Genomic DNA, 20839 nt, shown 5'->3' with positions numbered 1-20839 from the left:
TATATTAAAGTCACCAAAAGTTTCCCTAGAGCAACAAAGTGTTCTTAGGGCTAAAGTTTTACTCAAGGGAAAAATACAGGGAGGGATTCTCAATAAGATGAGCTGAACGTAACGGATTTGGGCTTTAAGACTTATATTGGAGGGATTTTAGATGATGAATTGGTTACAAAGCAGCAAGACAGCGGCCGTATGCATGACCGTGCTGAGATTGTACGTCGGCTGGAAGTTCCTTACGGCCGGATGGGGAAAATTATCGGGCGGCAAGCCGTTCGACGCTTCCGGATTCATGAAAGGGGCGATTGCCAAGACCACCGGGGAGAGGCCCGACGTTCAGCAATGGTACGGGGACTTCCTGCAAGGCTTGGCACTGCCGAATGTGGATGTATTTAACTTCCTTGTTCCATGGGGAGAATTTCTCGTCGGGCTTGCCTTGATTACGGGCACTCTTTCAACGTTCGCGGCATTGATGGGAATCTTCATGAACTTCAACTTTTTGTTCGCCGGTGCAATCAGCTCGAATCCGAACTTGATCCTTATGCAATTTTTCCTCCTGGCAGCCGGTATGAACGCTGGCCGCTTCGGCGGAGATTATTGGGTCGTTCCTTGGATCCGGAATCACTCGCAGGCCATATTCCGCAGCAAGAAGCCTTCCCTAAAATCTCCGTCCGTCTAAACGGGGCAGTACCAGCGAACGTGACACCACCCGCAATGCACATGTTAATACATGGTGATTATAAAGCTGCAGATCAGTCAAAAGTTCCGATTTTATTCTGGTATTGGAATTACGATCCCTATCAGCAGTAAACTTCATGAAATTCAGCGGATAAAGGGCAATAAGTCGAAGAATAAGTTCCAATATCAGCAATTAGAGGAACTTTCTATGTCCTTACTTTGCGGGCTGTGACAGCTTCGCTGGTATTGGGCCAACTACTCGCAATAACTTTTTTGGGTTGCTTAAGATAAGGGCACAGGAAGAAGTCTGGTATTCACCACGTCATTCTTCCAGTTATTTCAATGAAGAAAGCAGCCGATCGTTCTGACCGGCTGCTCTCACGTATTCCATTTAACTATCGTACAAGTTAGCTCAATGGCGTAACCAGTCTATTTCTAATTCGAGTTGAGAATAGCCTGTAGTTTCCGTGCCACATCAGAGGCATCTATTTCATTGCAAGACCAATCTTGTTTTAAGAAATCCATCCCTTTTGTCAGGCTATCACTTCCCCGGGGAATGAAATGTGCATGAAAATGTGGAACACCATCAATAGTTATAAGTGAGTTCACTCGTTCTGCACCAGTGACCTGTTTGAGTGCTGAGTACAAATTCTAAGTCACAACTCCGTATGACCCAGCTTCTTTCTCTGTCATCTCCGAAAAGTCGAGAAAGTGGCGCCTCGATTCCAAAACAATTCGACCTAAAATGGATTGCTGTGCTGGAAAATGGCAGACTTTCCAGTGTTCATCTTCGTAAATATATCCATCAGGTGGTTGATTCGAATAACCAAGATGCTTATCACAAATAAAGCATGACATGTGAATTTCCCCTTCGAAATGGACTCGGTTAACAGACATTGTTTTAAAATTCCCTAGGCTAGGTTCATGAAAGGCCAGCTATTCAGTTATTCGTGGAAAGGCATCAAACATCATTTATCACAATTAGAGTTATTCAATGCTGCCCGTTCGCTCATTGAGGTTGCCTTTGATAGCGGGTCAGCAGCACAGCGTCCCCAGTTTCGGTTCGCCCATAGCCGATCTGCTCAGATACGCGGATTCCCTGCCGATGAAGAGCTTCCAAAAGGCGATATTGGCGCAGGACGTCAGGTTTCGAGTGTTTGTTACACACCTTCAGCACAAAATACTTCTCCCCCTGCGTGATCTTAACCACATCCGCCTCAATTCCCGGCTAAAGCGGGCTAAGCGTCAGTTCACCCCCTGAAGTAATCAGGGTGTTCAAAATTGGGTTTGTTTCATGCCATTCAATACCCGCATATGAGTCATTCATGGGATTTCCCGCTACCTTAGATTATCTTAGTGAAACCGATTTTTCCGTATTAACTGACGGAACATACCCCATTGTTGGGGAGGATCTTTACGTGCTCCTGATGCAGAAAAACACAAAACCTACCGAGGATGTATCTGCAGAAAAGCATGAGCGTTTTGTAGACATTCATTATCTTCTGGATGGCAGCGAAACGTTCGGTTGGGCGATTCAACAAGAAGGGGATATACCAACGAAAGCCTATGATCCGAAAAACGATTCCACGATTTATAAAGAGGTTAGCGGAGAATGGCAAGTAAGTCTACATACCGGCGATTTTATTGTCTTTTTTCCAAGCGACATCCATCGCTCTGGTCTGTATGATTCGGTTCCATCGAGTATCCGAAAAGCAGTTGTCAAGGTGAAGGCATCTCTATTTTAATTCAAGGGTTTATCCTTGTACATCTAGTGCCGGTTTCTGAGACAAGGATGCGGGCGCCATTCTCAGACTGCCGATGGAGTAATATGAAATGATGGCATCGAGTAGGCCCATGCGCAATTACATGGGCCTCTCACACAACAAGGTGTTCTCAACAAGCTTCATAAAGTGCTTGAATTAGATGCGTAGCGGATGCCATTATCTCCCAGCTCACGTGCTTTTGACCAATGTCGGCACTGGAAGAACATGGCTGGAAAACCTTCCGCCGCTGATATCGTACCAAGGGAGCTTAACAAATAAAGGGTGCAGTTGCCGTAGCGCTGCCCTATGATTTTGCCCAACTATCCTTCTCCATTATAATTAGTTTCCCTCTTGTAGAGCTTATCTATAAAACGAATCAAAAGATGTATTATTGTAATAAGAGATGCTAACTGTATAGACTTTATAAAACTAACCCCTATAAAGTAATAACCCATAAGCAAAGTCGCAAAAAAATAAACTCCCACACCTAATATAAGTTTAAACATATTAATAAGCCCTCCCAACTTTCTTCTGTATTGAGTTTAACTGCCCGTACGTTTAACAAGGGTTTATAATCCGGCTTCTTGAACATTTCCAAGTTACTTAGTCAGAGCTGCAAAATTATAGTCACCAATAAGTATATGTACCAGTTTGTCTTCCTTCTGGGAATCATTTAGTGAACAGCTTCCGGTTCAATTTAGGAATAAAAATTGCTAAAAACGCCGACCGCCCTATACTAAATATAATGAAAGCTAGCCATAAGCCATGGTTATTAAAGTTGGGCACCAATGTGAAAAATGCAATCAGATAAACCATCAATGCCAAAATCATCGAGTTCCGTATGGATGAAGCTTCGGTCGCCCCAGTAAATACACCATAGAGAATAATACCGAAGCTTGCCGTAAGCGGAAACAGGACAATCCACATGCCGTAGGCGTTAGCCAATTCGATGACATGAGGTATGCGTGTAAATAAATGAATGATGTAATCACTAAACAGATAGTAAGTACCTGCGATAAAAAGAGACGAGAGGACAGCCCATTGGCATGATAGCATAAGTGTCTTCTTATAAAGCCGCTGATCCCCCGATCCTATGGCTTTTCCAACTAGTATACTTGAAGCATTGGCAAATCCATCAAAGAAGTATGCCATAATGTAATGAATTTGGATGAGAACCGCATTCGCTGCCAAGACTTCCGTTCCAAAAGAAGCCCCCTGCGCCGTGAAGAGATTAAATACGGCTAATAAACAAAGGGTTCTGATAAACAGGTCCCGGTTGACGGACATCATTTTTCCTAATGAGGCGGAATCAACGATCTCTTTTAAAGGAGGCAGCTTAAATTCGAAAGGAGAAACCTTCCGTATAAAAAACATTCCAATGACAAAGGCTGTTACTTCTGATATTAGGGTTGCTATTGCGACGCCGGATACCCCCCAAGCAAACACGCTCACAAACAACAAGGCAAGAACGATATTCATAAGATTCATAACAATTTGTATGATCAAAGAAACTTTTATTTTAGACATTCCCATTAACCATCCAAGGATCACGTAATTCAACAAAGTAAACGGGGCGCCCCATATGCGAATGCTGAAATAATCAGACGCGACATTTCGAACGTCAGCTTCCGGACTCATCAAAGCTAAAAACAAATGCTCCATCGGTCCCTGAAGGAGAATAAAGCTTATTCCGACCACCACAGCAATAATAAACGGCCTTGTAAGAGCCAAAACCCCTTGAACTTCATTATTAGCTCCATGTGCCTGGGCAGTAAAACCCGAAGTACTGACTCGTAAAAACCCAAATAACCAATACATCGTATTAAAAATAATGTTCCCTACAGCTACTCCACCTATATAAGCAGGGTCAGGCAAATGACCGACGACTGCTGTGTCTACAGCACCAAGTAATGGGGTAGTTAAGGTTGAGATAATGAGTGGAATAGCTAGTGCAAGATAAGATCGATGATTCAAAAATACCTCTCCCTACGCATGTTCATTAATCAAACATGGCTACAAGCTCTTGAGTATATGGATGACGTACCTTAGAAAATAGCCCCTCCTTCTCAAAACTGTCCACAATAACGCCATCGCGCATGACCATTATTGTTTTACTCATTGTATACACTGCTGAGAGATCGTGTGAAATGAATAGATAAGAGGTGCCTAACTGCACCCGCAAATCATCCAGCAAACGTAGAACGGCAGCTTGAGATAGAACGTCAAGACTCGAAGTGGGTTCATCCAAAATAATAATATCAGGTTCAATGCTAATTGCGCGAGCAATAGTTACCCTCTGCTTCTGCCCACCGCTCAGTTCATGAGGATATCGATCAGCTAGACTTGCTGGAAGCTCTACAGCGTCTAACAGTTGTGCGACAAAGTCTTTATGATTCATATAATGAAAATGTTTCATCGCTGCCTGGCTGCCAAATTGCAAATAGGGATCCATTAGGGAATCTTTTATCCTAAGCTTGGGATTCAACGCTGCAGAAGGATTTTGTAGAACCGTTTGGATATGTTTTCGATAGGGTTTTAAACGACGTTCGTTTTTGTTATGGAGAGGTATACCCTCGAACAAAATACTTCCCTCATCAATTGGCTCAATGCGCAAAAGGCAGCGCGCAAGTGTGCTTTTACCGCAGCCGCTTTCGCCTACAAGACCTAAGCATTGCCCCTTCTCTATTGTAAAACTCCCATCCCGGAGCACAGCCTCACCATTATCGTATTTCTTATAAACATTCTTCACTTCTAATAAGCTCATCGTATCACTCCTTCAATCGAAAGTGAGAGCATGGTCCTAAGTGATGGCGATGAATTGATAAGCAGCTCTGTATAAGGATTTTTTGGATGATTGAGTATCTGGTCTTTATTACCCGTTTCAATAATTACTCCGTCTTTCATTACAGCTATGCGATCAGCATATTTTCTTACGTGACGTAAATCATGAGTAATAAACAAAATCGCACAACCGGTTTCCGCCTGCAACTGAGATAATAGTTCCAAAACTTTAAAAGAAGTGACGCTGTCTAATGCCGCAGTTGGCTCGTCCGCTATCAATAAATCTGGCTTAAGGAGTAGAGCAATCGCAATGGATACCCGCTGCAGCTGGCCACCGCTTAATTGGACTGGGTATCTAGTATAAATATCTTCAGACAGACCCACGGAAACAAGTGCTTGCTTGGCTTGCTGTTTTCTTGCGGTTTTGGATAAATCTAAATGTCGCTGTTGATATTCCTCGAAATGTCGCCCGATGGTAAGAAACGGTGTAAACGAGCCTTGGTAATCTTGAAAAATATAAGAAAGATGTTTACCGCGAATTTTACGCATTTCTGAAGGGGTAAGCGCTAATAAATTGCTGCCTGCATATTTTATTTCGCCTGTTGCTTGAAGGTTCGGAGATAATAATTGTCCGATTGCCGAAGCAGTCATGCTCTTTCCGCTGCCGCTTTGCCCAACTAGGGCAAACCATTCCCCCTCTTGAATTTTAAACGAAATATCATTAACGATCCTATTTTGTTTACCCGTCACAGACAGATGGTTAACGGTTATAACGTTCAATTTCCAACCTCCTTTTTGACGTCAAATTTATCTCGCAAGTAATCACCGAATAAGTTTGACAGGAGAACGATAAATACAATCGCGAGTCCCGGATAAATCATGAGCTGCGGATTGGATTGAAAATGCGGACGAGCGTCATTGAGCATTGCCCCCCATTCCGGTGCTGGAGGCTGCGCACCGAGTCCTATATAGGAAAGAGCAGAAATGAGCAGAATGATTTTCCCTAAATCGAGGCTGGCAAGCACGAGTACGTTTCCAATAACATGCGGCAATATATGTTTGATCATAATACGCCCCGAACTAAGACCATTAATTTTAGCTATAATGACATAGTCTTTTTGCCGTTCAGTTAATACCGTACTTCGAACAAGACGGGAATAACTAACCCATTTCACCAGAACAATGGCAAAAAGCAGATTTTCAATGCCGGCACCTAGTAAACTACTCAACACAATCGCCACTATCGTATCCGGAAATGACAAAAAAACGTCTGCTATACGCATGAAAATCCGATCAACTACACGACCTTTAAAGCCAGCCAACAAACCGAACGGCACACCAATGATAACTGCAATTAACAATGATATGAGACCATAACCAACTGTCAGCTGTGAGCCCAGCAGCAAACGTGTTAATACGTCACGCCCCAGATGATCTGTTCCAAGCGGGTGTTTTAGACTCATTGGCAACAATCGTTCGGTAAGCTTAACTAATGATGGGTCATGATTCAGCACAAGGAAGGTGTAAGCAATCACAACTGGTAACAAAGTTACCATAGAGAGCATTAGGGCAACGTTCCAGCGTTTTTGAATATTCTTGCGTTTTCTTGTAACCACTAACTCCATGAGCTGTTCTTCCTTTCCTTGATCCGCAGTTCTGGGTTTAAATATCGATAAGATAAATCAACAGCGCTGTTCACGAAAAATACGATAATCGCCATCACAAAAATATATCCTTGGATGACGGCGTAATCCCGTGATCGAATCGAGTCAACAACCATCTTGCCGATACCGGGATAGGCAAAAATAACTTCAATAACGACAACCCCACCGATCAAGCTGCCTAAACTAATACCGAACACGGTAATAACAGGCGGCAAACTATAACGAAATGCATGGCCGAAAAAAATACGCATTTCCGATAATCCTCTAGATCGTGCCGCCCATATAAATTCATTGCTGAGAGAGTCAAGCAAACTTGAACGCAATAAGCGAACGTAAACGCTTGTTATGGCAAGTCCTAAAGTAATGGATGGAAGGACCGCAGAAATAATGCCGTCCCTCCCCATCGGAGGGAGAATGCCCCACCGCACCGCAAATAAATCAATAAAAATGAGTGCCAGCCAAAAACTCGGGATGGCAGCGCCGAGTAACGATACTCCCCGGCTTAATTGGTCTATCCAGCTTCCCCGATATAGAGCAGCGAGTGAGCCAAGAGGAATAGCCACGCTTAGCATGACAATGAGTGCACCGAAAGACAGTTCGAGTGTTGCAGGTAATCCGCGTAGAATCATTTCCATCACAGGTTGATTCGTTATATAGGAGTTACCAAAATCTAATCTTACAAAGTCAGCCAACCATCGACCATACTGCACGAGTAAAGGATCATTAAATCCTAATTGTTCACGAAGTGCTTCCACTTGTTCAGTTGTAACCGATACATCATCGACTCTAAGCATGGAAAGAACCGGATCACCCGGAGCGAGACGCACGAATAGAAAACTTATGAACGTAATGACCAGAAGAAAGATTACAACCTCGATTAATCGCCTGCTTAGAATCTGAAACATTTACTTCACATCCAATTCATTCGTTAACATGTAATATTCACTTCGGGATGTTACCCAGTTCAGAACTTTATCAGACTTATATGCAATGAGTGTGTTCGGATGCAGAATAAAAGAATTATAGACTTGCTCATCGACATACAAGGCAACTTGTTCAGCTTTAACCGAACGCTTGTCTTGACCAACGCTTGCGTTTAATTCATCAATTAGAGCGGTTAAATGATTATCATCCGCTCCGCTGAAATTCAAAGCGCCTTTTGGATGATACGTTGCATTCAAATAGTAACCAGCATCCCCTCGAGGTGCAGTTAAATTGCTGTATGTAGTCAGGTCCCAATCGCGATTGGCTGCCATGTACTCTTCTGGAATTTCGATCTGCTGGATTTGAACCTCTATTCCGAGCTGGCCTGCATCCGACTGAAACACTTGTGCAATCAAGGGCAAGTCAGCACGCGCACTGTAAGTTAGGAGTTTAAATGTGAGCGGTTCGCCGTTTTTTTGCATAACCCCATTCACTTCTGTATACCCGGCATCATGAAGATAGGCTCTAGCAGCGTCCATACCCGTCTTTTTCTCAGGATAGTCCGGTGCAAACGAAAAGGTGGATGGGAAAGGTCCAGTCGCAATTTCAGCATGTCCTCTTAAAATGGTGTCCACGATAGCTTGCCGATTAATTAATGCATCAACAGCCTTACGAACAAGGATGTCTCGCAGCGGCTTCCGTTCTAGGTTCATCGTCATTTGATGCACTCGGAACGTAGATGTGGACTCCACTTTTACTCCTGGTGAAGCTTCTAAATTAGTGAGTGTTTCTACTTCAGGACGGAAAACAATATCGGCGGTTCCTGATTGAAGCGCAAGAGACCGGGCATTGGCGTCTTCATTAAATGAGAATTTCGCTGATTGCAGTTTTGCAGCCCCGTTCCAGTAACCCTCATAACGCACAAGATCCACAGCCGTACCCGGTGTAAAAAAAGATACAGCAAATGGTCCTGTGCCTATCGGTTTGTTAACAAAGTCTGCTTCCGTTACGTCAATAATTGAAGTGTTTGGATGTACCAGTTCAGATGGAAATTCAGGAAATGGAACTTCTGTTTTAATCGTCAACGTATTGGCCTTGGCTTCTATTGTTTCAATACGCAAGGCATTCTTTATCGCGAGGCTATCTTTCATTGCCCGTTCGAGAGAGGCTTTAACAGCTGCTCCATCCATAGGTTTACCGTTCTGAAAGGTCACGTCTTTTTTTAGCTCAATTGTCCATAATTGACCATCTTGACTATCCCAGCTTTCTGCAAGCCAAGGCTCGATGGTCAAGTCCGTATCATTGAGATGTACCAAAGTTTCCGTTATTCCTGCACGAACGGAGACATAACTTGTATCCACATTAGGATCAAGCGAGCTAGTCGCAAAATTAAAGAGCAGATTTACCTTTTTACTTCCCTCAGCTTGTTTTTCAACAGGCACAGAAGAACAAGCTGCCAAAATAAAAACGGATAAAATGAAAATTAATAATAACTTGTATCCCTTAAACATCTTTTTACCTCCATTTTTTCGTATGTACTTCGCATGTATTTCGTATGCATTACGATTAAGATTAGCACATCCGTTTGTAGTCGTAAATAGTTATAATTACGATTAATGAAACTACTGCATTATAATTAATCTATATAGGAGCAGTTTGCATACTATCATACGTCTGCAAATCCCAGACTCAACACCCTGTAGAAAGCACCAACTAAAAAACCACTTCCAGAGGAAGTGGTTTTTTAGTTTCATATGAGGGGTCAATCACTGACCTCTTCGTTGTCAATGATGATGCTTAATTTCAACGCTTCGCACGACCCTAGTCAATCCGATATGGTAGGAGTAGTAAAGCGATCTAGAAACAAAGTCGAATTGATGACCAGATTATCTTCAGGACAAGTTCGTCCCAGAATCCGCCACCCCTGCTTATTCAACTGCGATTCATCAATCGCTTCGTACATGATTTGCCTCATCCCCTCAGCTGTGCGAATAGCTATGAGAGGATCTGGAGAAGTACGACTAATTTGTTCAAGCACCGCTCGCTTATTTCTCACGAGACTAGCCACAAAGATTCGGTTATAAGTGCTATAATCGAAATTTGACCCATTCTCCATTACGACAGTCACTTTAGACCCTAAGCCCATGTGCTCGAGTAAAGAGCTTGATGCATCATAGGCCACAGAATCCATTTCCAGACAGATTACCTCCACATCGCCGAATAGATGCAAAATAATAGGACTTAGCGGCATCGGCCCACTACCAACAAAGACAATCGGCGACTTCTCTGTGTGACTATCCTGTCGAATGAACCGACGAAGAGTGGACAGTTCCTGACTAACTAAGGCCATGTATATGTTCCAGGTAGGCAGCCTTGTAACGATATCCATGACGGAACCCTCAGATTTGCAAATGTGACGAGAATCACCTAGTTCTACAAGGAATTCGGCTTCAGACAACTTATCCTGCAACATTCGCTGGTTCATTACAATATATTCATTGCTTAGAACGGCCTTGACTTCCTCGGACGAGTAGTAGGAGCGCAATTGCTTTAAAAGGCGCCCAATCATGTTCGTCGCCCGTTGATTGGCAGGAGAAAGATCTTCTTCTTTTTGAAGAAGTTCATTTACTTCACGGATAAAATCGATAAAGTCATCAACCTTTTGCATGCTTGGCGTGCTGCCTGTATGTATGTTAGTAGCGGTAGAAAAACTCTCCATTTGCACCTTTCCTCCTTCATTCTACATCTGCCTTCTCTCTACGAATATATTCGAATGGTCAAAAATGTAGACGAGTGTTGGGACGGGTTATCCAGCGAATCATCTTCAGCAAGCTATTTGGCAGCACTGTCTCTATCGATGAAAGGGTAATCTTCTCCCCGTTCATTTGCGTTCCCCAAAGAAAAGCCGACTCACTCGTTTAGAGAAGTCTTCTATTCCAAAACCTGCCGTATCGATCCGGTTATACCAGTTCGATACGGTTTCCAATATCCATAAAGGTACCTGTACCTCGCATATCAGTGGATAAAAATGTTTGTATGCCCATACCAAGTGTTCCCATCGACTATCGTTTCCTTCCTTGATATATTCCGATACATCAAGAACTTTTCCTCTTCCCTCTTGCAAAAGAACATTTTTTAGATGAATATCCCTTGGGTTCAGCCCCTGACTTCGGACAAACTCGCGAGCCTCCTCAACGTCTTGGATCACTTGCTCTGGAACACGGACACCTTGTAGAAGACAATCATATAAGGTAACTCCTTGTTCAAAACTTAAAACCAAATAGTTAGGTCCGGATCCATAACATTGGGGGAAATACTGCGATCCTTTTAAGCGTTTGTATATACCTTCTTCAACTTCCTTTTTCTCTAATGCCTGAGCGGAATACACTTTATAAGCGTAATTTGGGGTGTCCGGGTAATAAAAGACCGCGGCATCCGTTCCGATGCCGATGCAACGCAAAGCTTCCGCAAAACCGATGACGGAAACAGGCTTATTGTTTTCATGACCAACGACCTCAATATCCCTCAATGCTTCCTCAGCATGTTTCCAATCTGAAATCATAACCATCTTCTCCTTGTTTTTTTGGCATTATATTCGCCGACGGATCCCTATTCTTATTTTATTCCATACTGGGACAACAATGCACAGATCTGTACGACCCAATCAGTTTTGTTTCCAAATCGCTTGCATCAGATGTCACATGGGATCAGAATCAGATGTTGTCTACACAAATTACGGTGTCGCTACCCGCCACCATTTGAAAAATATAAAAGCCCTCATTGAGAGGGCTTTTATCCATTCTTTGTCACCTAGCTGAATTCAATATTCGACGATTCAAGATTTTCCGCGAAAGATCGAAATTGATCGTTGTAGTGCTCTATCATCGATACACATATCTGTTTGAAGCCCAACCAAAACAACTTTTCTAATCCCGAGCGCCACCAATTCCGAATGGAGATTAGTATCATGGAACGAGTCTGGCATATGCTTTTGAATGATGATGTCTCCACCAACAGGAGTTATCACGGGGTGTATGTTCCAATCTGGACTATTGGTTACCAAACCTTCATCTTCATTATGTTGGACATATATAATGGGAGTATCATATGCTCTAGCTTTTTTTATAAGTCCGCTTATGCGCTCAAGTAAACCATCGCCGTCGTATACTGGGTATTCTTCCTGAAACATACCGTTTTGAACATCAATTACTAACAAAGCCATATCACTTTTCATGATCTTGATCTCACCCCATGTCTTGATAGTATATTGCTCATTATATTAAACTATGTTTTTTTGTAATGCTTAATTAACTTCTGGTGTTTAAGCTCTCCTGCCCGTTAGCTTAATGTTATGGTCTACTTTTGGTAAAATACAGATTTAAATCGTCATCAACACAAACTATGGTACCAGGGTTGACTGGTTGTGCTTGATACATCACTCCCCTGCCATCTGGAATGTATCCCCTTTTAGCGTATAATCGCTGTGCATTACCATAGCTTTGATAGAGTCCAACACCAATTCCCACTCTACAGTATTTCTCAAATGCGATTTTCTCAACGGCTCCCATTAATGCATTGCCAATTCCTAACTTTCGAACTGGAGGAATGACATTAAAATCATTAATTTCAGGTATGCCATTTTCAACAAAGTAAGGATAATGAGATGTAGCAAGTAGATGTAAGCTTCCCGCAAACTGTCCTTGGTAAAAGGCTAGTAAAGTTATTCTTTCTCCTTCTTCGTTCTGTTCCCAACATCTCAAGATGTAATCCCTAGGTTTTCCAATACCGTGTTCAGTGAAAACCCTATAAACAAGTTCTACGTCTGATCCTGTCATTTGACGAATTTCAATCCAATTATTCATAATCTCACCCCAATGTTCAATTGCATTTACACCTATTTTACCAGTTGGCCAAATGTTGATTAACGTCAATTATAGCTATAACTAAATATTACTGCCCGTTTACTTAATAAAATGAGCAGTCCACCACAGTGTCTGCTCATCCATTAGTAGTTTTCAACTATCGTTCCTCGTTAGTTCAATGCACAAACTTTAAATCTATGTCAATTGCTGCGCAAGCTCCCAGATATGTCCTGCCGGATCTGCAAAGGTAGCAGTGCGTACTCCCCACGGACGGTCCACTGGACCATTAAGTAGAGCAACGCCTCGTGTATTCAATTCATTACATACTGCACCCACATCATCCACACGAATGGTAAACTGGAAACGAGATCCAGATTCTCATCAACATTCATGGACCCTAAAGTCTTCATACGAACACCTCTTCACATTCAAATTAAATTAAAACACAAGCTTTTGTTCCAGTTCGACCTTTTGGCGCAGGTGATGACGAAAATGCATACCTACCAAAACGTGCCACTCTCGCGCGTTGAGCCACCCAAAGCCGTCATGTCTGACTTTATAATTTGGGTTTATCGTATTTAGTTTCTCTTCACATTTAGACATTCTCTTTAGTACTAAGTCGAGTCCACTCAATAGGTCCTCTTTACTTTCCGAATTACTCGGATTATTTCCGGGGAAATCCGGCAATTTGATTTTGATCGGAGGGAATGCGCCGATATCAAACAATTGCACACCGCCCTCCGTTTTCCCTTGAGATTGCTCCTCATTTAAAGATGCACATATTTTCACTTTGTCAAGGTAATCGAGCGCAGCTAGTATCAAGTGATCATACATTTGTCCTAAAGACCAAACCCCTAGCTCGAATACATACCTTAACTGATCCAAGGAATAACGCTGCAAATCGCTTTTGTATGACTCAATTAGCTCGGTATAATTCAATTAGCCACACCTACTTATCCGCATATATACTCCATATTAACATACAGCAAATAATGTAATTTCTTTTCTATTGCTATATTCAGGAAGTCTAAGACTTTATTTTCTTCTGACAGTGAATTCGATCATGATTTTTGATCATCTTGCAGAGCACTCCAACATCTATGGCGTTCTGGCAAAAAGCGATGCACTCCCTATTCTCGATTTAGTTATTAGCCTCCTCTCCATCTTGCAAATAAAAGATAAGAGAACTAAACAAAGAGAGATATAATGCGCGAACCAGCCGATTTATAATGAATTCAACAAATGAAGCTATACTTTGTAAGCGCTTTATAAATGAAGAGGTTTCGTTTCATTCAGACAGGCTCAGCTTCTAACTGGTGGTCCATTGCCGAGTTCCGCGTCTACAACGCAGCGCCCTCCCTGTTAAATCGTTCCGGCTGGAGCGCAACCGGCTCCGCCTCCGGAAGCGGAACGACAGCTAGCGACACTCTGGACGGCAGTCTCTCTACTCGCTGGACGAATGGCTATTCACAGGCTAACGGACAATGGTTCCAAGTCGATATGGGCAAGATCCAATCCATTTCCAGCGTTACATTAAATGCGGCTTCCTTTACCGGCGACTATCCGCGCGGTTATGCCGTAGACCTATCGATTGACGGTACCAACTGGCAGCGCGTCGTGACACAAACCGGATCAGCTGCCAATTGGTGATCCATTGCTGAAGTCAACGTACTTGGTGTCGAATCTGCTTCGGCTGCCGGAACAAAGATTAGTCATACCGGTTGGACGGCTTCTGCTTCGCATACCGAGACGGGAGGAAATCCTGGCGTCGCAATCGATGAGTGGTTACAGGCGGCGAGAAATGCTCCGTATTCGGATCCTCTGTCAAGAAGTTTCACCCTCTATGTCTCGAACGATGGCGTGAACTGGACACCGATAGCGAGCAGCGACGGTACAGGACCGGTTCAGCGGGTCAAGTTCGCAACCGTTAATGCAAGATACTTCAATATCAACCAAACGGGCACCGCCGGTCAATGGTGGTCCTTTGCAGAGATTAATTTATATCAGCAATAGATCCTAAGCACAAAAAGAACTCCTTCAATTGGCGTAGGCTCGCCGATTGGAGGGGTTCTTTTTTGATGTTCAAGCGTTACTCAAAATAATTTTTTAATGTCAGCAATCATACGCTGTATGCTGATTTCATTTTCTTCAGGCCATACGCTGCTACTTCTAATGCATCTCGTTGTCCATAGTTCTCTTGGAAGAGTTCCAAGGACAAGAAACCTCTGTAACCTGCGTCAAATAAAAGTTCTGCGAGTCTAGCTGAGGGCGCTATGCCTTCCCCCGGAAACACTCTTTCCTTATCTTGAATGACATCAGAGGACGGACTCTCAGGATAATCGTTCACATGGAATATTCCAATATGGGATCCGTTTATCTCTTTCAATAATTCAAAATCGCTACCGCCAGTATACATATGAAAAGGATCCAGTAAAAGTTTCGCATCTTTAAGTCCGCTTTTAGCCAAAATCTGATAGGCCTCTGAAAGGGTTGAAAGTTTCTTTGCCCTGCCCCAAAATTCCAAGTAAGGTTCAACCCCGATTTTATGGCCCATATCAGAAAGCTTGGAGAAGTAATACGCAAATTGATCAAGCGTTACGTCTTCCACATTGCCGAATGGAGGAGCAGCGACGGCCTCGCAGCCAAGCTCCGCAAGAAGGCGCATCTCCTCTTCGGCTTGCATGAAGCCCTGAGCCCGAATATCATCGTCCGAATCCGCCCATTTAAAAAAGGCGATGGCATTTACAAGCCGAATGCCGGATTCATTCATCTTCGAACGCAGCTGCGCTGTGGTCCCCCCTTTTTTTATGTAGTTTTGAATATCGCCTACCCATAACTCAATGCCCTCGTAACCCGCCACAGCTGCCACCTGAATTTGCTGTTCAACATCCAATTGAAATGGGAATAAAGTAGAAGCGTTTAATGCCGTTTTGAATGGAAACATATTCATCTCCCTCTCGCTAATATGTAACGGGTATTGATCTGCCTTCTTTATGAATCTTTAACGCCAATTCCATTAACCAAACCGCCGTTCTTGCTTCTTCCGGCTTTACCTCGAGCTCCTCATTACCGGCAATATGTTCATTTACATTCCGATAGAAATCTGCATAATTGCCAGGAAGAGTCTCGATTCTGCCCTCGACATGAAGCCCGCCTATGGAAGCGTTTAGCTTACCCCAGAACTCCTTTGCTTCTTTTCCCCAATTCCGCACGGAATCAGGAGTGCCACCAGCAATCAGTGCCGGCTCCTGAGGGTCGCTCCCATATTTGGTGAATGAACCTTTCGAGCCGTGCAGCATATATCAAGGACCCGGTTCCCGCACAAAACGGGAAGATTTGAGAATGACCTTGAGATTATCATTATACCGCAATGTGACATCGAAATAATCTGCAGCAAGCCCGTTTTCCCGTTGAATCTGAACATCTGCTTCAATACTATTCGGAATCCCGAATAACTAGGAGGAAGGTAATGACCAGCTTTGGAAATAGACGCTGCGATGTAATTCTCTTTTTAATGCCCATATCGGATAACGTCCTTGCCGTCTCAAATGAATAAGAAAACTGTACGATCCTGGTTAAGGAACGTACAGTTTTCTTAGATTATAACGCCAAAAAAATCATCATTCTATTTCATTTCATCTAGATTTCTTATCTATTTTTTGGCATTATCATTAAGATCATTATAGATAAGAAAAATCCTTTTAGCTGAAATATTTACGAATGAAGTAGGTTGGCGTACAACTCCAAGCATGGCAATAGCTGTTGATTAAGTTGCTTCCATATGGAGACAATCGTTTGTTCTTAGGATCATAGAGCTAAAGACCGGCTTGTCGCCCCGAGAGTTCCGACATCGCAACATATAACTAGATTGATCAAGATATATTTCTCCGTTTCCGGCATGAGATAATGTTTATACCAAGCAAAGAAATCTTGCTTTTCGGGATAATACAATTAAACTATGGATAGATGCTAAAAAAGTGGTACAAGGGAGATATCCGAGTGACCCGTATTCCAATCGACCTTCGTAAAGTACCTCTGTACTTTGCATATAAACGTAAAAGCAACTACGATGAACAATACCAAGGCGTATTTCATGCCCATCTAGGCGTCGAAATCCTGATGGTCCATGAAGGCCAGGGCTCGCTGATCGTCAATCAGCGGAACTACGAGATCAAGCCAGGCATGATCTGCGTGTTCCAACCCTTCCAATTGCATCATGTTCAAACCGTAATCGGAGAGCAAACGCCGTTCGTGCGCTCCGTCATTCATTACGAACCCTCACTATATGAAGCTTTCTTTGAGAATTGGCCTGCTCTTCATGCTTTCTTCAAGCAATTTCACAAAGGAAAGCCTCCGTCTCCCCAATACTACGAACCTAAGGAGATGGAGCGGCTCTCGAATATCCTGCTAAGCCTGCAAGAATCGATAGCGAGTTTGTCCAAGGATCAATATCTCGAGGAGTTCTCGCTATTCCTGATCGCTTTTTTCCGTTCTTTCAGACCTCTTTACGAAAGTCGGCGCTCGAATTCATCAATGGAGCAGCAATCACGTCAATTGCACCAAGCCGAGAAGATCATGGAGTGGCTTGAGAGCCATTACAAGCAACCATTGCGCCTGGAGAAGTTGAGCAAGGATTTGCATCTTTCACCTTATCACTTGTCACACTTATTTAAGGATTGCACGGGCAGCACGATATCGGAGTATCTATACGCTAAGCGAATGCAGCAAGCCGTCATTCTTCTTCAATCGAGCGATTATGCCGTTTCCCGAATTGCTGAGGAAGTGGGCATTACGAACAGTTCTCACTTTTGCATGTTATTCAAAAAACATTTCGGATCGACGCCTTACCAATACCGAAGGCAATGGCAGGATCATGTCAAATAATTCGAATCGCATCTCGTTGCGCGATCAAGCTGAGCTCAGCCGCCTTGAAGGCATGCTCTTGGGTCATGGCGTTCTCCGTGCGCAATTCAATGTAACCATCCGTTCCTAATATGGTGGTTCTATTCTCTCCTATGCTTTGTAGTCGCTACCGGTCGTTATCGAAATCGCTTGAAAGTTTTCAATAGATTTACTTTTTTCAAAGAAATGAGTTGCATTAGCCTGCATGCCTTCTCTTGAATAAAAGGCATCTTCTGGTTGTAACGGCAGTTGAACAAGTTGACCTGTGCTTGCCGATTTATAGATAGCTGTTATCATCTCTAAAGTCTGTCTACCACTAATTCCATCAATCAACGGAGCTGTTTGCTTTTCAATAGCTGTAAGAACATCGTCAATTTGTCCGGCATGCCCTTCGTGCACGACTTCAGGCAAACTCTCATAATAGTCATGGAGCTGCTTCTCCAAATCAGTATCGGTCTCGGGGAATCCATTCGAGCGCGACGTCGATGCTGTTACTTTCCATGGGACAGAAACTCTAGCTTTGGCCCCTTGGAATATTAACTGCTGTTCTTCACCATGGTGGACGACGGAACTCGTAATTTGACCCAATGCCCCGTTATCGAACTTTAGCATGCTGATAGACAGATCCTCCACTTCTGCATTGTCATGAGATACGTTACTCATGAAAGCCTGTACTTGATTTGGTCTGCCTGTCATCCACAGCATCGCGTCGATATGATGCACCGCATGATTTAGTGTCGGCCCTCCGCCCTCTTTTTCCCACGTGCCTCTCCACCACAAATCATAATAGCAATGCCCCCGCCACCAGAAGGAGTCTACTTGAACATGTACGATTTCTCCCATCAGCTTGCTGTCGAGAACTGATTTCAATTTCATCATAGGTGCTCTGAAACGGTTCTGCGCAATGACCGACAACAGTTTCCTGGTTCTGCGGGCAGCATCATTCATTAAATCGCATTCCTCCAAGGAGGAAGCCATCGGTTTTTCTACGAGTACATGCTTATTCGCTTGCAAAAATTCAACTGTCAGAGAAGCATGTGTATAAGGAGGTGTGCAGATTGAAACGAGATCGATATCTTCCGCCAATAAATCTTGATAATCCTTATAACCTTTAGCCTCAAGTCCGAACTTCTCGATTTGGGCCCATGCTTTTTCTTCATAACTGTCGCTAATTGCCACGATCTTACAACGGCCTGGAAACTTTAAGTACGACTCGATATGCGCGGTAGAAATTGCCCCTGCGCCGATAATAGCAACCTTCAGCATCTCACAACCTCCAATTAATTTGTTGCTTTTATCGTAACAAGAACAACCTTAGGATTGTGTCTTGATATTGCGTAAAAATACCGCTACTTTGCGGAAGAAATACAGATTCAGACATGAATGGACAATGTAATTCCCATCAACAATTCGTCAACAACATCCTTGCAGTTCTTAAATGAGTCAAATGGTAGAAAATTCAAGCACAAAAAAACCCTTGCGCCGCAAGGGTTTTCTAATTGTTTTTTCCATAAACAATAAAGCGTATTATAAACCGCATTTATAGTCGTATCCGATCGCTTGCAGAAAAGCTCGAGCGATTACCGCATGTCCGCCCATGTTCGGGTGTACGCGGTCCCAGGCGAGCGTGCCCGGATAAATATGGGCTAGAACCTGATTAAATGCTGCCTGGGTATCGACAAACCGAGCATCATTCTTGAACGCCAACTTCTTTACGACCTCGCCGTACTGATCCATCGTCCTGCGCATTGGATCTGCCTCATTCGGCTCGATATAGAACGGTGTCATTAATACAAGCCCTTGCAGCTGCGGCCTCGTACGCTTTACAAGCGCCTCCAGCGTTTCTTCATATTCGTCGATATAGACATGCTGCTCGGTCTGGGCCGGCAGATCATATTGCCGCCAGACATCGTTAATGCCGATCATGATCGACAGCCAGTCCGGCTTCAGATCCAGCACGTCCGTCTGCCAGCGCTCCTTCAGATCACGAACCGTATTGCCGCTTGTTCCCATGTTCACAACCCTAATTCCGCACTCCGGATATGCTGCCGTCAGCAGCGCATCCACAAGCGAAACATAGCCTTTGCCGATAGCCCCGAAGAGCCCTTCCCCGTAAGGCCTAGCCCGATCGCAATCCGTAATGGAGTCGCCGATCATGACCAATTTCGATTTTGGTTCCAACAACATGGTTTAGCCTCCCTTAAATGTGGTACCTCGTTTCAATTCACTTTGTTTCCGAAATCAGGATTTCTCATTCTCTATGACAGAAGCCAAGAACGCGAGCGCCAACCCCTGCCCCCAACCTTGGGCCCATTTCCTATCGATGCCGAGGTAGCCGGCGATGTCGTTCATGACCGCGGTACCGCCCGATACGTTCAGCACGCGGCCGTTGTCCGCGATGTTCGTCAGTAAGCCGTCAAGCGCCTTCTTCACATACTTCCCGTGCAGAGGATTGCCTTGGGTAACCATTGCCGCCGCGATGCCCGCCGTGGCCGACACTTCGCCGTAAGCTTCCGGGTAATCGAGCACGGTGCCCCAAAGACCATCTTCCTTCTGTAACTTCTTGATAGCGGCCAATTGATCGCGCAATGAACTCCATATATGCATCATCGGAGGATACAGATAACCTTCCGGTAATATCCTTGCCGCGCGGGACATCGTATAGGCCGCCCAAGCATTGGCGCGCGCCCAGTACATGCCGGACATATGGTCCTTCTTGATATGGTTGTAGCCGTGATACCATAGCGAGTCGTTCTCGTCCTGCAAATAGTTGATATGCCAGAAAAATTGATGCAAGGCATCTTCCACGAGTTGTTTTTTGTCGAACATGATGCCTGCGCGCAGCATGAAATACGCCGCCATGAACAGCGTATCCGCCCAGCATTGTTCCGGAAAATCGTTTTTGGCCGACACCGTATGCTGAAGCACCCGGTCACTGAAACGCAGTGCATTATTCTCCAGGTAGTCGATCTTGCTGAAAATAAGCTCGGCATACCTCTCATCCTTCGTATGCTCGTATAAAGTGAGCAGCATATGCCCCATCGCGCATGTGTTGACCGTCCATCCCGGAAGTCCCGCTTCGATATATTCATCCACCCAGGCAACCATCCGGTCCAAATAGGCTTGCTCACCCGTTACCTCAAACGCCCGGCCGACGCCATAGTAGGCGACTCCGCCAGGCCAATCCCATGTCAGGTCCATGCCGAATGTGTACTCCGCCACGCGTCCTACGACTTGCTTCAAATCGCTTGCTTTTGCGTTAATGTTCATT

Annotated in this window: 22 protein-coding genes and 1 pseudogene; 5 read left to right on the top strand and 18 right to left on the bottom strand. The window is 44.0% G+C overall.

What is annotated here, in order from left to right:
* Positions 1 to 151: 151 nt before the first annotated feature.
* Positions 152 to 673 (top strand): DoxX family protein, encoded by a 522-nt coding sequence (locus RCO25_RS08105; protein WP_308995634.1) that lies wholly within the window; start codon positions 152 to 154, stop codon positions 671 to 673.
* A 1008-nt stretch (positions 674 to 1681) separates the two neighbouring features.
* On the opposite strand, the gene RCO25_RS34810 is transcribed toward RCO25_RS08105, so the two are convergent.
* Positions 1682 to 1894: a hypothetical protein gene (locus RCO25_RS34810; protein ID WP_374992084.1), complete on the bottom strand. Its 213-nt coding sequence runs from the start codon at positions 1892 to 1894 to the stop codon at positions 1682 to 1684.
* Between the two features lie 103 nt (positions 1895 to 1997).
* On the opposite strand from RCO25_RS34810, the gene RCO25_RS08100 reads away from it, so the two are divergent.
* Positions 1998 to 2417 (top strand): NanQ anomerase/TabA/YiaL family protein, encoded by a 420-nt coding sequence (locus RCO25_RS08100; protein ID WP_308995633.1) that lies wholly within the window; start codon positions 1998 to 2000, stop codon positions 2415 to 2417.
* A gap of 687 nt (positions 2418 to 3104) precedes the next feature.
* On the opposite strand, the gene RCO25_RS08095 is transcribed toward RCO25_RS08100, so the two are convergent.
* The 12 genes and pseudogenes from RCO25_RS08095 to RCO25_RS08040 form a co-directional block, all read right to left on the bottom strand.
* Complete coding sequence (locus tag RCO25_RS08095) at positions 3105 to 4409, bottom strand: MATE family efflux transporter (RefSeq protein ID WP_308995632.1); 1305 nt, start codon at positions 4407 to 4409, stop codon at positions 3105 to 3107.
* A gap of 25 nt (positions 4410 to 4434) precedes the next feature.
* A complete protein-coding gene (locus RCO25_RS08090) occupies positions 4435 to 5199 on the bottom strand; it encodes an ABC transporter ATP-binding protein (RefSeq protein WP_308995631.1) in 765 nt (254 codons plus the stop codon).
* Positions 5196 to 5996, bottom strand: coding sequence for an ABC transporter ATP-binding protein (locus tag RCO25_RS08085; RefSeq protein WP_308995630.1), 801 nt, complete (start codon positions 5994 to 5996; stop codon positions 5196 to 5198). Before RCO25_RS08085 ends, RCO25_RS08090 begins: the two co-directional genes overlap by 4 nt.
* A complete protein-coding gene (gene nikC, locus RCO25_RS08080; protein WP_308995629.1) occupies positions 5993 to 6841 on the bottom strand; it encodes a nickel transporter permease in 849 nt (282 codons plus the stop codon). Before nikC ends, RCO25_RS08085 begins: the two co-directional genes overlap by 4 nt.
* A complete protein-coding gene (gene nikB / locus RCO25_RS08075; protein WP_308995628.1) occupies positions 6832 to 7785 on the bottom strand; it encodes a nickel ABC transporter permease in 954 nt (317 codons plus the stop codon). Before nikB ends, nikC begins: the two co-directional genes overlap by 10 nt.
* Entirely contained in the window at positions 7786 to 9315 is a 1530-nt protein-coding gene (nikA, locus tag RCO25_RS08070; protein WP_308995627.1) for a nickel ABC transporter substrate-binding protein, read from the bottom strand.
* A gap of 314 nt (positions 9316 to 9629) precedes the next feature.
* Positions 9630 to 10523, bottom strand: coding sequence for a nicotianamine synthase family protein (locus RCO25_RS08065; protein ID WP_308995626.1), 894 nt, complete (start codon positions 10521 to 10523; stop codon positions 9630 to 9632).
* 162 nt (positions 10524 to 10685) lie between these two features.
* On the bottom strand, positions 10686 to 11366 hold the full coding sequence (locus RCO25_RS08060) for a protein kinase family protein (RefSeq protein ID WP_308995625.1): 681 nt from the start codon (positions 11364 to 11366) through the stop codon (positions 10686 to 10688).
* Positions 11367 to 11639: 273 nt separating this feature from the next.
* A complete protein-coding gene (locus tag RCO25_RS08055; protein ID WP_308995624.1) occupies positions 11640 to 12038 on the bottom strand; it encodes an isochorismatase family protein in 399 nt (132 codons plus the stop codon).
* A 115-nt stretch (positions 12039 to 12153) separates the two neighbouring features.
* Positions 12154 to 12666, bottom strand: coding sequence for a GNAT family N-acetyltransferase (locus RCO25_RS08050; protein WP_308995623.1), 513 nt, complete (start codon positions 12664 to 12666; stop codon positions 12154 to 12156).
* A 195-nt stretch (positions 12667 to 12861) separates the two neighbouring features.
* Positions 12862 to 13044, bottom strand: a pseudogene (locus RCO25_RS08045) (VOC family protein); the annotation flags it as partial.
* A 60-nt stretch (positions 13045 to 13104) separates the two neighbouring features.
* Positions 13105 to 13605, bottom strand: a complete 501-nt coding sequence (locus tag RCO25_RS08040; RefSeq protein WP_308995622.1) for a DinB family protein — start codon at positions 13603 to 13605, stop codon at positions 13105 to 13107.
* Positions 13606 to 13938: 333 nt separating this feature from the next.
* Here RCO25_RS08040 and RCO25_RS08035 point away from each other — a divergent pair, with 333 nt between their 5' ends.
* A complete protein-coding gene (locus RCO25_RS08035; protein WP_308995621.1) occupies positions 13939 to 14316 on the top strand; it encodes a discoidin domain-containing protein in 378 nt (125 codons plus the stop codon).
* Positions 14317 to 14526: 210 nt separating this feature from the next.
* Positions 14527 to 14679: a hypothetical protein gene (locus RCO25_RS34805; protein WP_374992078.1), complete on the top strand. Its 153-nt coding sequence runs from the start codon at positions 14527 to 14529 to the stop codon at positions 14677 to 14679.
* 106 nt (positions 14680 to 14785) lie between these two features.
* Here RCO25_RS34805 and RCO25_RS08030 read toward each other — a convergent pair whose 3' ends face one another.
* Positions 14786 to 15610: a sugar phosphate isomerase/epimerase family protein gene (locus tag RCO25_RS08030; RefSeq protein ID WP_308995620.1), complete on the bottom strand. Its 825-nt coding sequence runs from the start codon at positions 15608 to 15610 to the stop codon at positions 14786 to 14788.
* A gap of 16 nt (positions 15611 to 15626) precedes the next feature.
* Positions 15627 to 15965, bottom strand: coding sequence for a Gfo/Idh/MocA family oxidoreductase (locus RCO25_RS08025; RefSeq protein WP_308995619.1), 339 nt, complete (start codon positions 15963 to 15965; stop codon positions 15627 to 15629).
* Between the two features lie 700 nt (positions 15966 to 16665).
* Between RCO25_RS08025 and RCO25_RS08020 the strand changes: the two genes are divergently transcribed.
* Entirely contained in the window at positions 16666 to 17550 is an 885-nt protein-coding gene (locus tag RCO25_RS08020) for a helix-turn-helix domain-containing protein (RefSeq protein ID WP_308995618.1), read from the top strand.
* A gap of 129 nt (positions 17551 to 17679) precedes the next feature.
* On the opposite strand, the gene RCO25_RS08015 is transcribed toward RCO25_RS08020, so the two are convergent.
* The 3 genes from RCO25_RS08015 to RCO25_RS08005 all read right to left on the bottom strand — a co-directional run bounded on the left by RCO25_RS08015 (position 17680) and on the right by RCO25_RS08005 (position 20838).
* A complete protein-coding gene (locus tag RCO25_RS08015; protein ID WP_308995617.1) occupies positions 17680 to 18834 on the bottom strand; it encodes a Gfo/Idh/MocA family protein in 1155 nt (384 codons plus the stop codon).
* Between the two features lie 261 nt (positions 18835 to 19095).
* Positions 19096 to 19755, bottom strand: a complete 660-nt coding sequence (locus tag RCO25_RS08010) for an SGNH/GDSL hydrolase family protein (protein ID WP_308995616.1) — start codon at positions 19753 to 19755, stop codon at positions 19096 to 19098.
* Positions 19756 to 19809: 54 nt separating this feature from the next.
* Positions 19810 to 20838, bottom strand: a complete 1029-nt coding sequence (locus RCO25_RS08005; protein ID WP_308995615.1) for a glycoside hydrolase family 88/105 protein — start codon at positions 20836 to 20838, stop codon at positions 19810 to 19812.
* Position 20839 lies beyond the last annotated feature (1 nt).

Source organism: Paenibacillus sp. LHD-38, from assembly GCF_031157315.1.
GTDB lineage: Bacteria > Bacillota > Bacilli > Paenibacillales > Paenibacillaceae > Pristimantibacillus.
This window is presented reverse-complemented; position numbering and strand designations above follow the sequence as displayed.

Bases quoted from the DNA above. Each gene is read 5' to 3' on its own strand.
- RCO25_RS08105 (WP_308995634.1), top strand. From the start codon at position 152: ATGATGAATTGGTTACAAAGCAGCAAGACAGCGGCCGTATGCATGACC.
- RCO25_RS08100 (WP_308995633.1), top strand. From the start codon at position 1,998: ATGGGATTTCCCGCTACCTTAGATTATCTTAGTGAAACCGATTTTTCC.
- RCO25_RS08090 (WP_308995631.1), bottom strand. From the start codon at position 5,199: ATGAGCTTATTAGAAGTGAAGAATGTTTATAAGAAATACGATAATGGT.
- nikC (WP_308995629.1), bottom strand. From the start codon at position 6,841: ATGGAGTTAGTGGTTACAAGAAAACGCAAGAATATTCAAAAACGCTGG.
- nikB (WP_308995628.1), bottom strand. From the start codon at position 7,785: ATGTTTCAGATTCTAAGCAGGCGATTAATCGAGGTTGTAATCTTTCTT.
- nikA (WP_308995627.1), bottom strand. From the start codon at position 9,315: ATGTTTAAGGGATACAAGTTATTATTAATTTTCATTTTATCCGTTTTT.
- RCO25_RS08065 (WP_308995626.1), bottom strand. From the start codon at position 10,523: ATGGAGAGTTTTTCTACCGCTACTAACATACATACAGGCAGCACGCCA.
- RCO25_RS08060 (WP_308995625.1), bottom strand. From the start codon at position 11,366: ATGATTTCAGATTGGAAACATGCTGAGGAAGCATTGAGGGATATTGAG.
- RCO25_RS08055 (WP_308995624.1), bottom strand. From the start codon at position 12,038: ATGAAAAGTGATATGGCTTTGTTAGTAATTGATGTTCAAAACGGTATG.
- RCO25_RS08050 (WP_308995623.1), bottom strand. From the start codon at position 12,666: ATGAATAATTGGATTGAAATTCGTCAAATGACAGGATCAGACGTAGAA.
- RCO25_RS08035 (WP_308995621.1), top strand. From the start codon at position 13,939: ATGAAGAGGTTTCGTTTCATTCAGACAGGCTCAGCTTCTAACTGGTGG.
- RCO25_RS08030 (WP_308995620.1), bottom strand. From the start codon at position 15,610: ATGTTTCCATTCAAAACGGCATTAAACGCTTCTACTTTATTCCCATTT.
- RCO25_RS08025 (WP_308995619.1), bottom strand. From the start codon at position 15,965: ATGCTGCACGGCTCGAAAGGTTCATTCACCAAATATGGGAGCGACCCT.
- RCO25_RS08015 (WP_308995617.1), bottom strand. From the start codon at position 18,834: ATGCTGAAGGTTGCTATTATCGGCGCAGGGGCAATTTCTACCGCGCAT.
- RCO25_RS08010 (WP_308995616.1), bottom strand. From the start codon at position 19,755: ATGTTGTTGGAACCAAAATCGAAATTGGTCATGATCGGCGACTCCATT.
- RCO25_RS08005 (WP_308995615.1), bottom strand. From the start codon at position 20,838: ATGAACATTAACGCAAAAGCAAGCGATTTGAAGCAAGTCGTAGGACGC.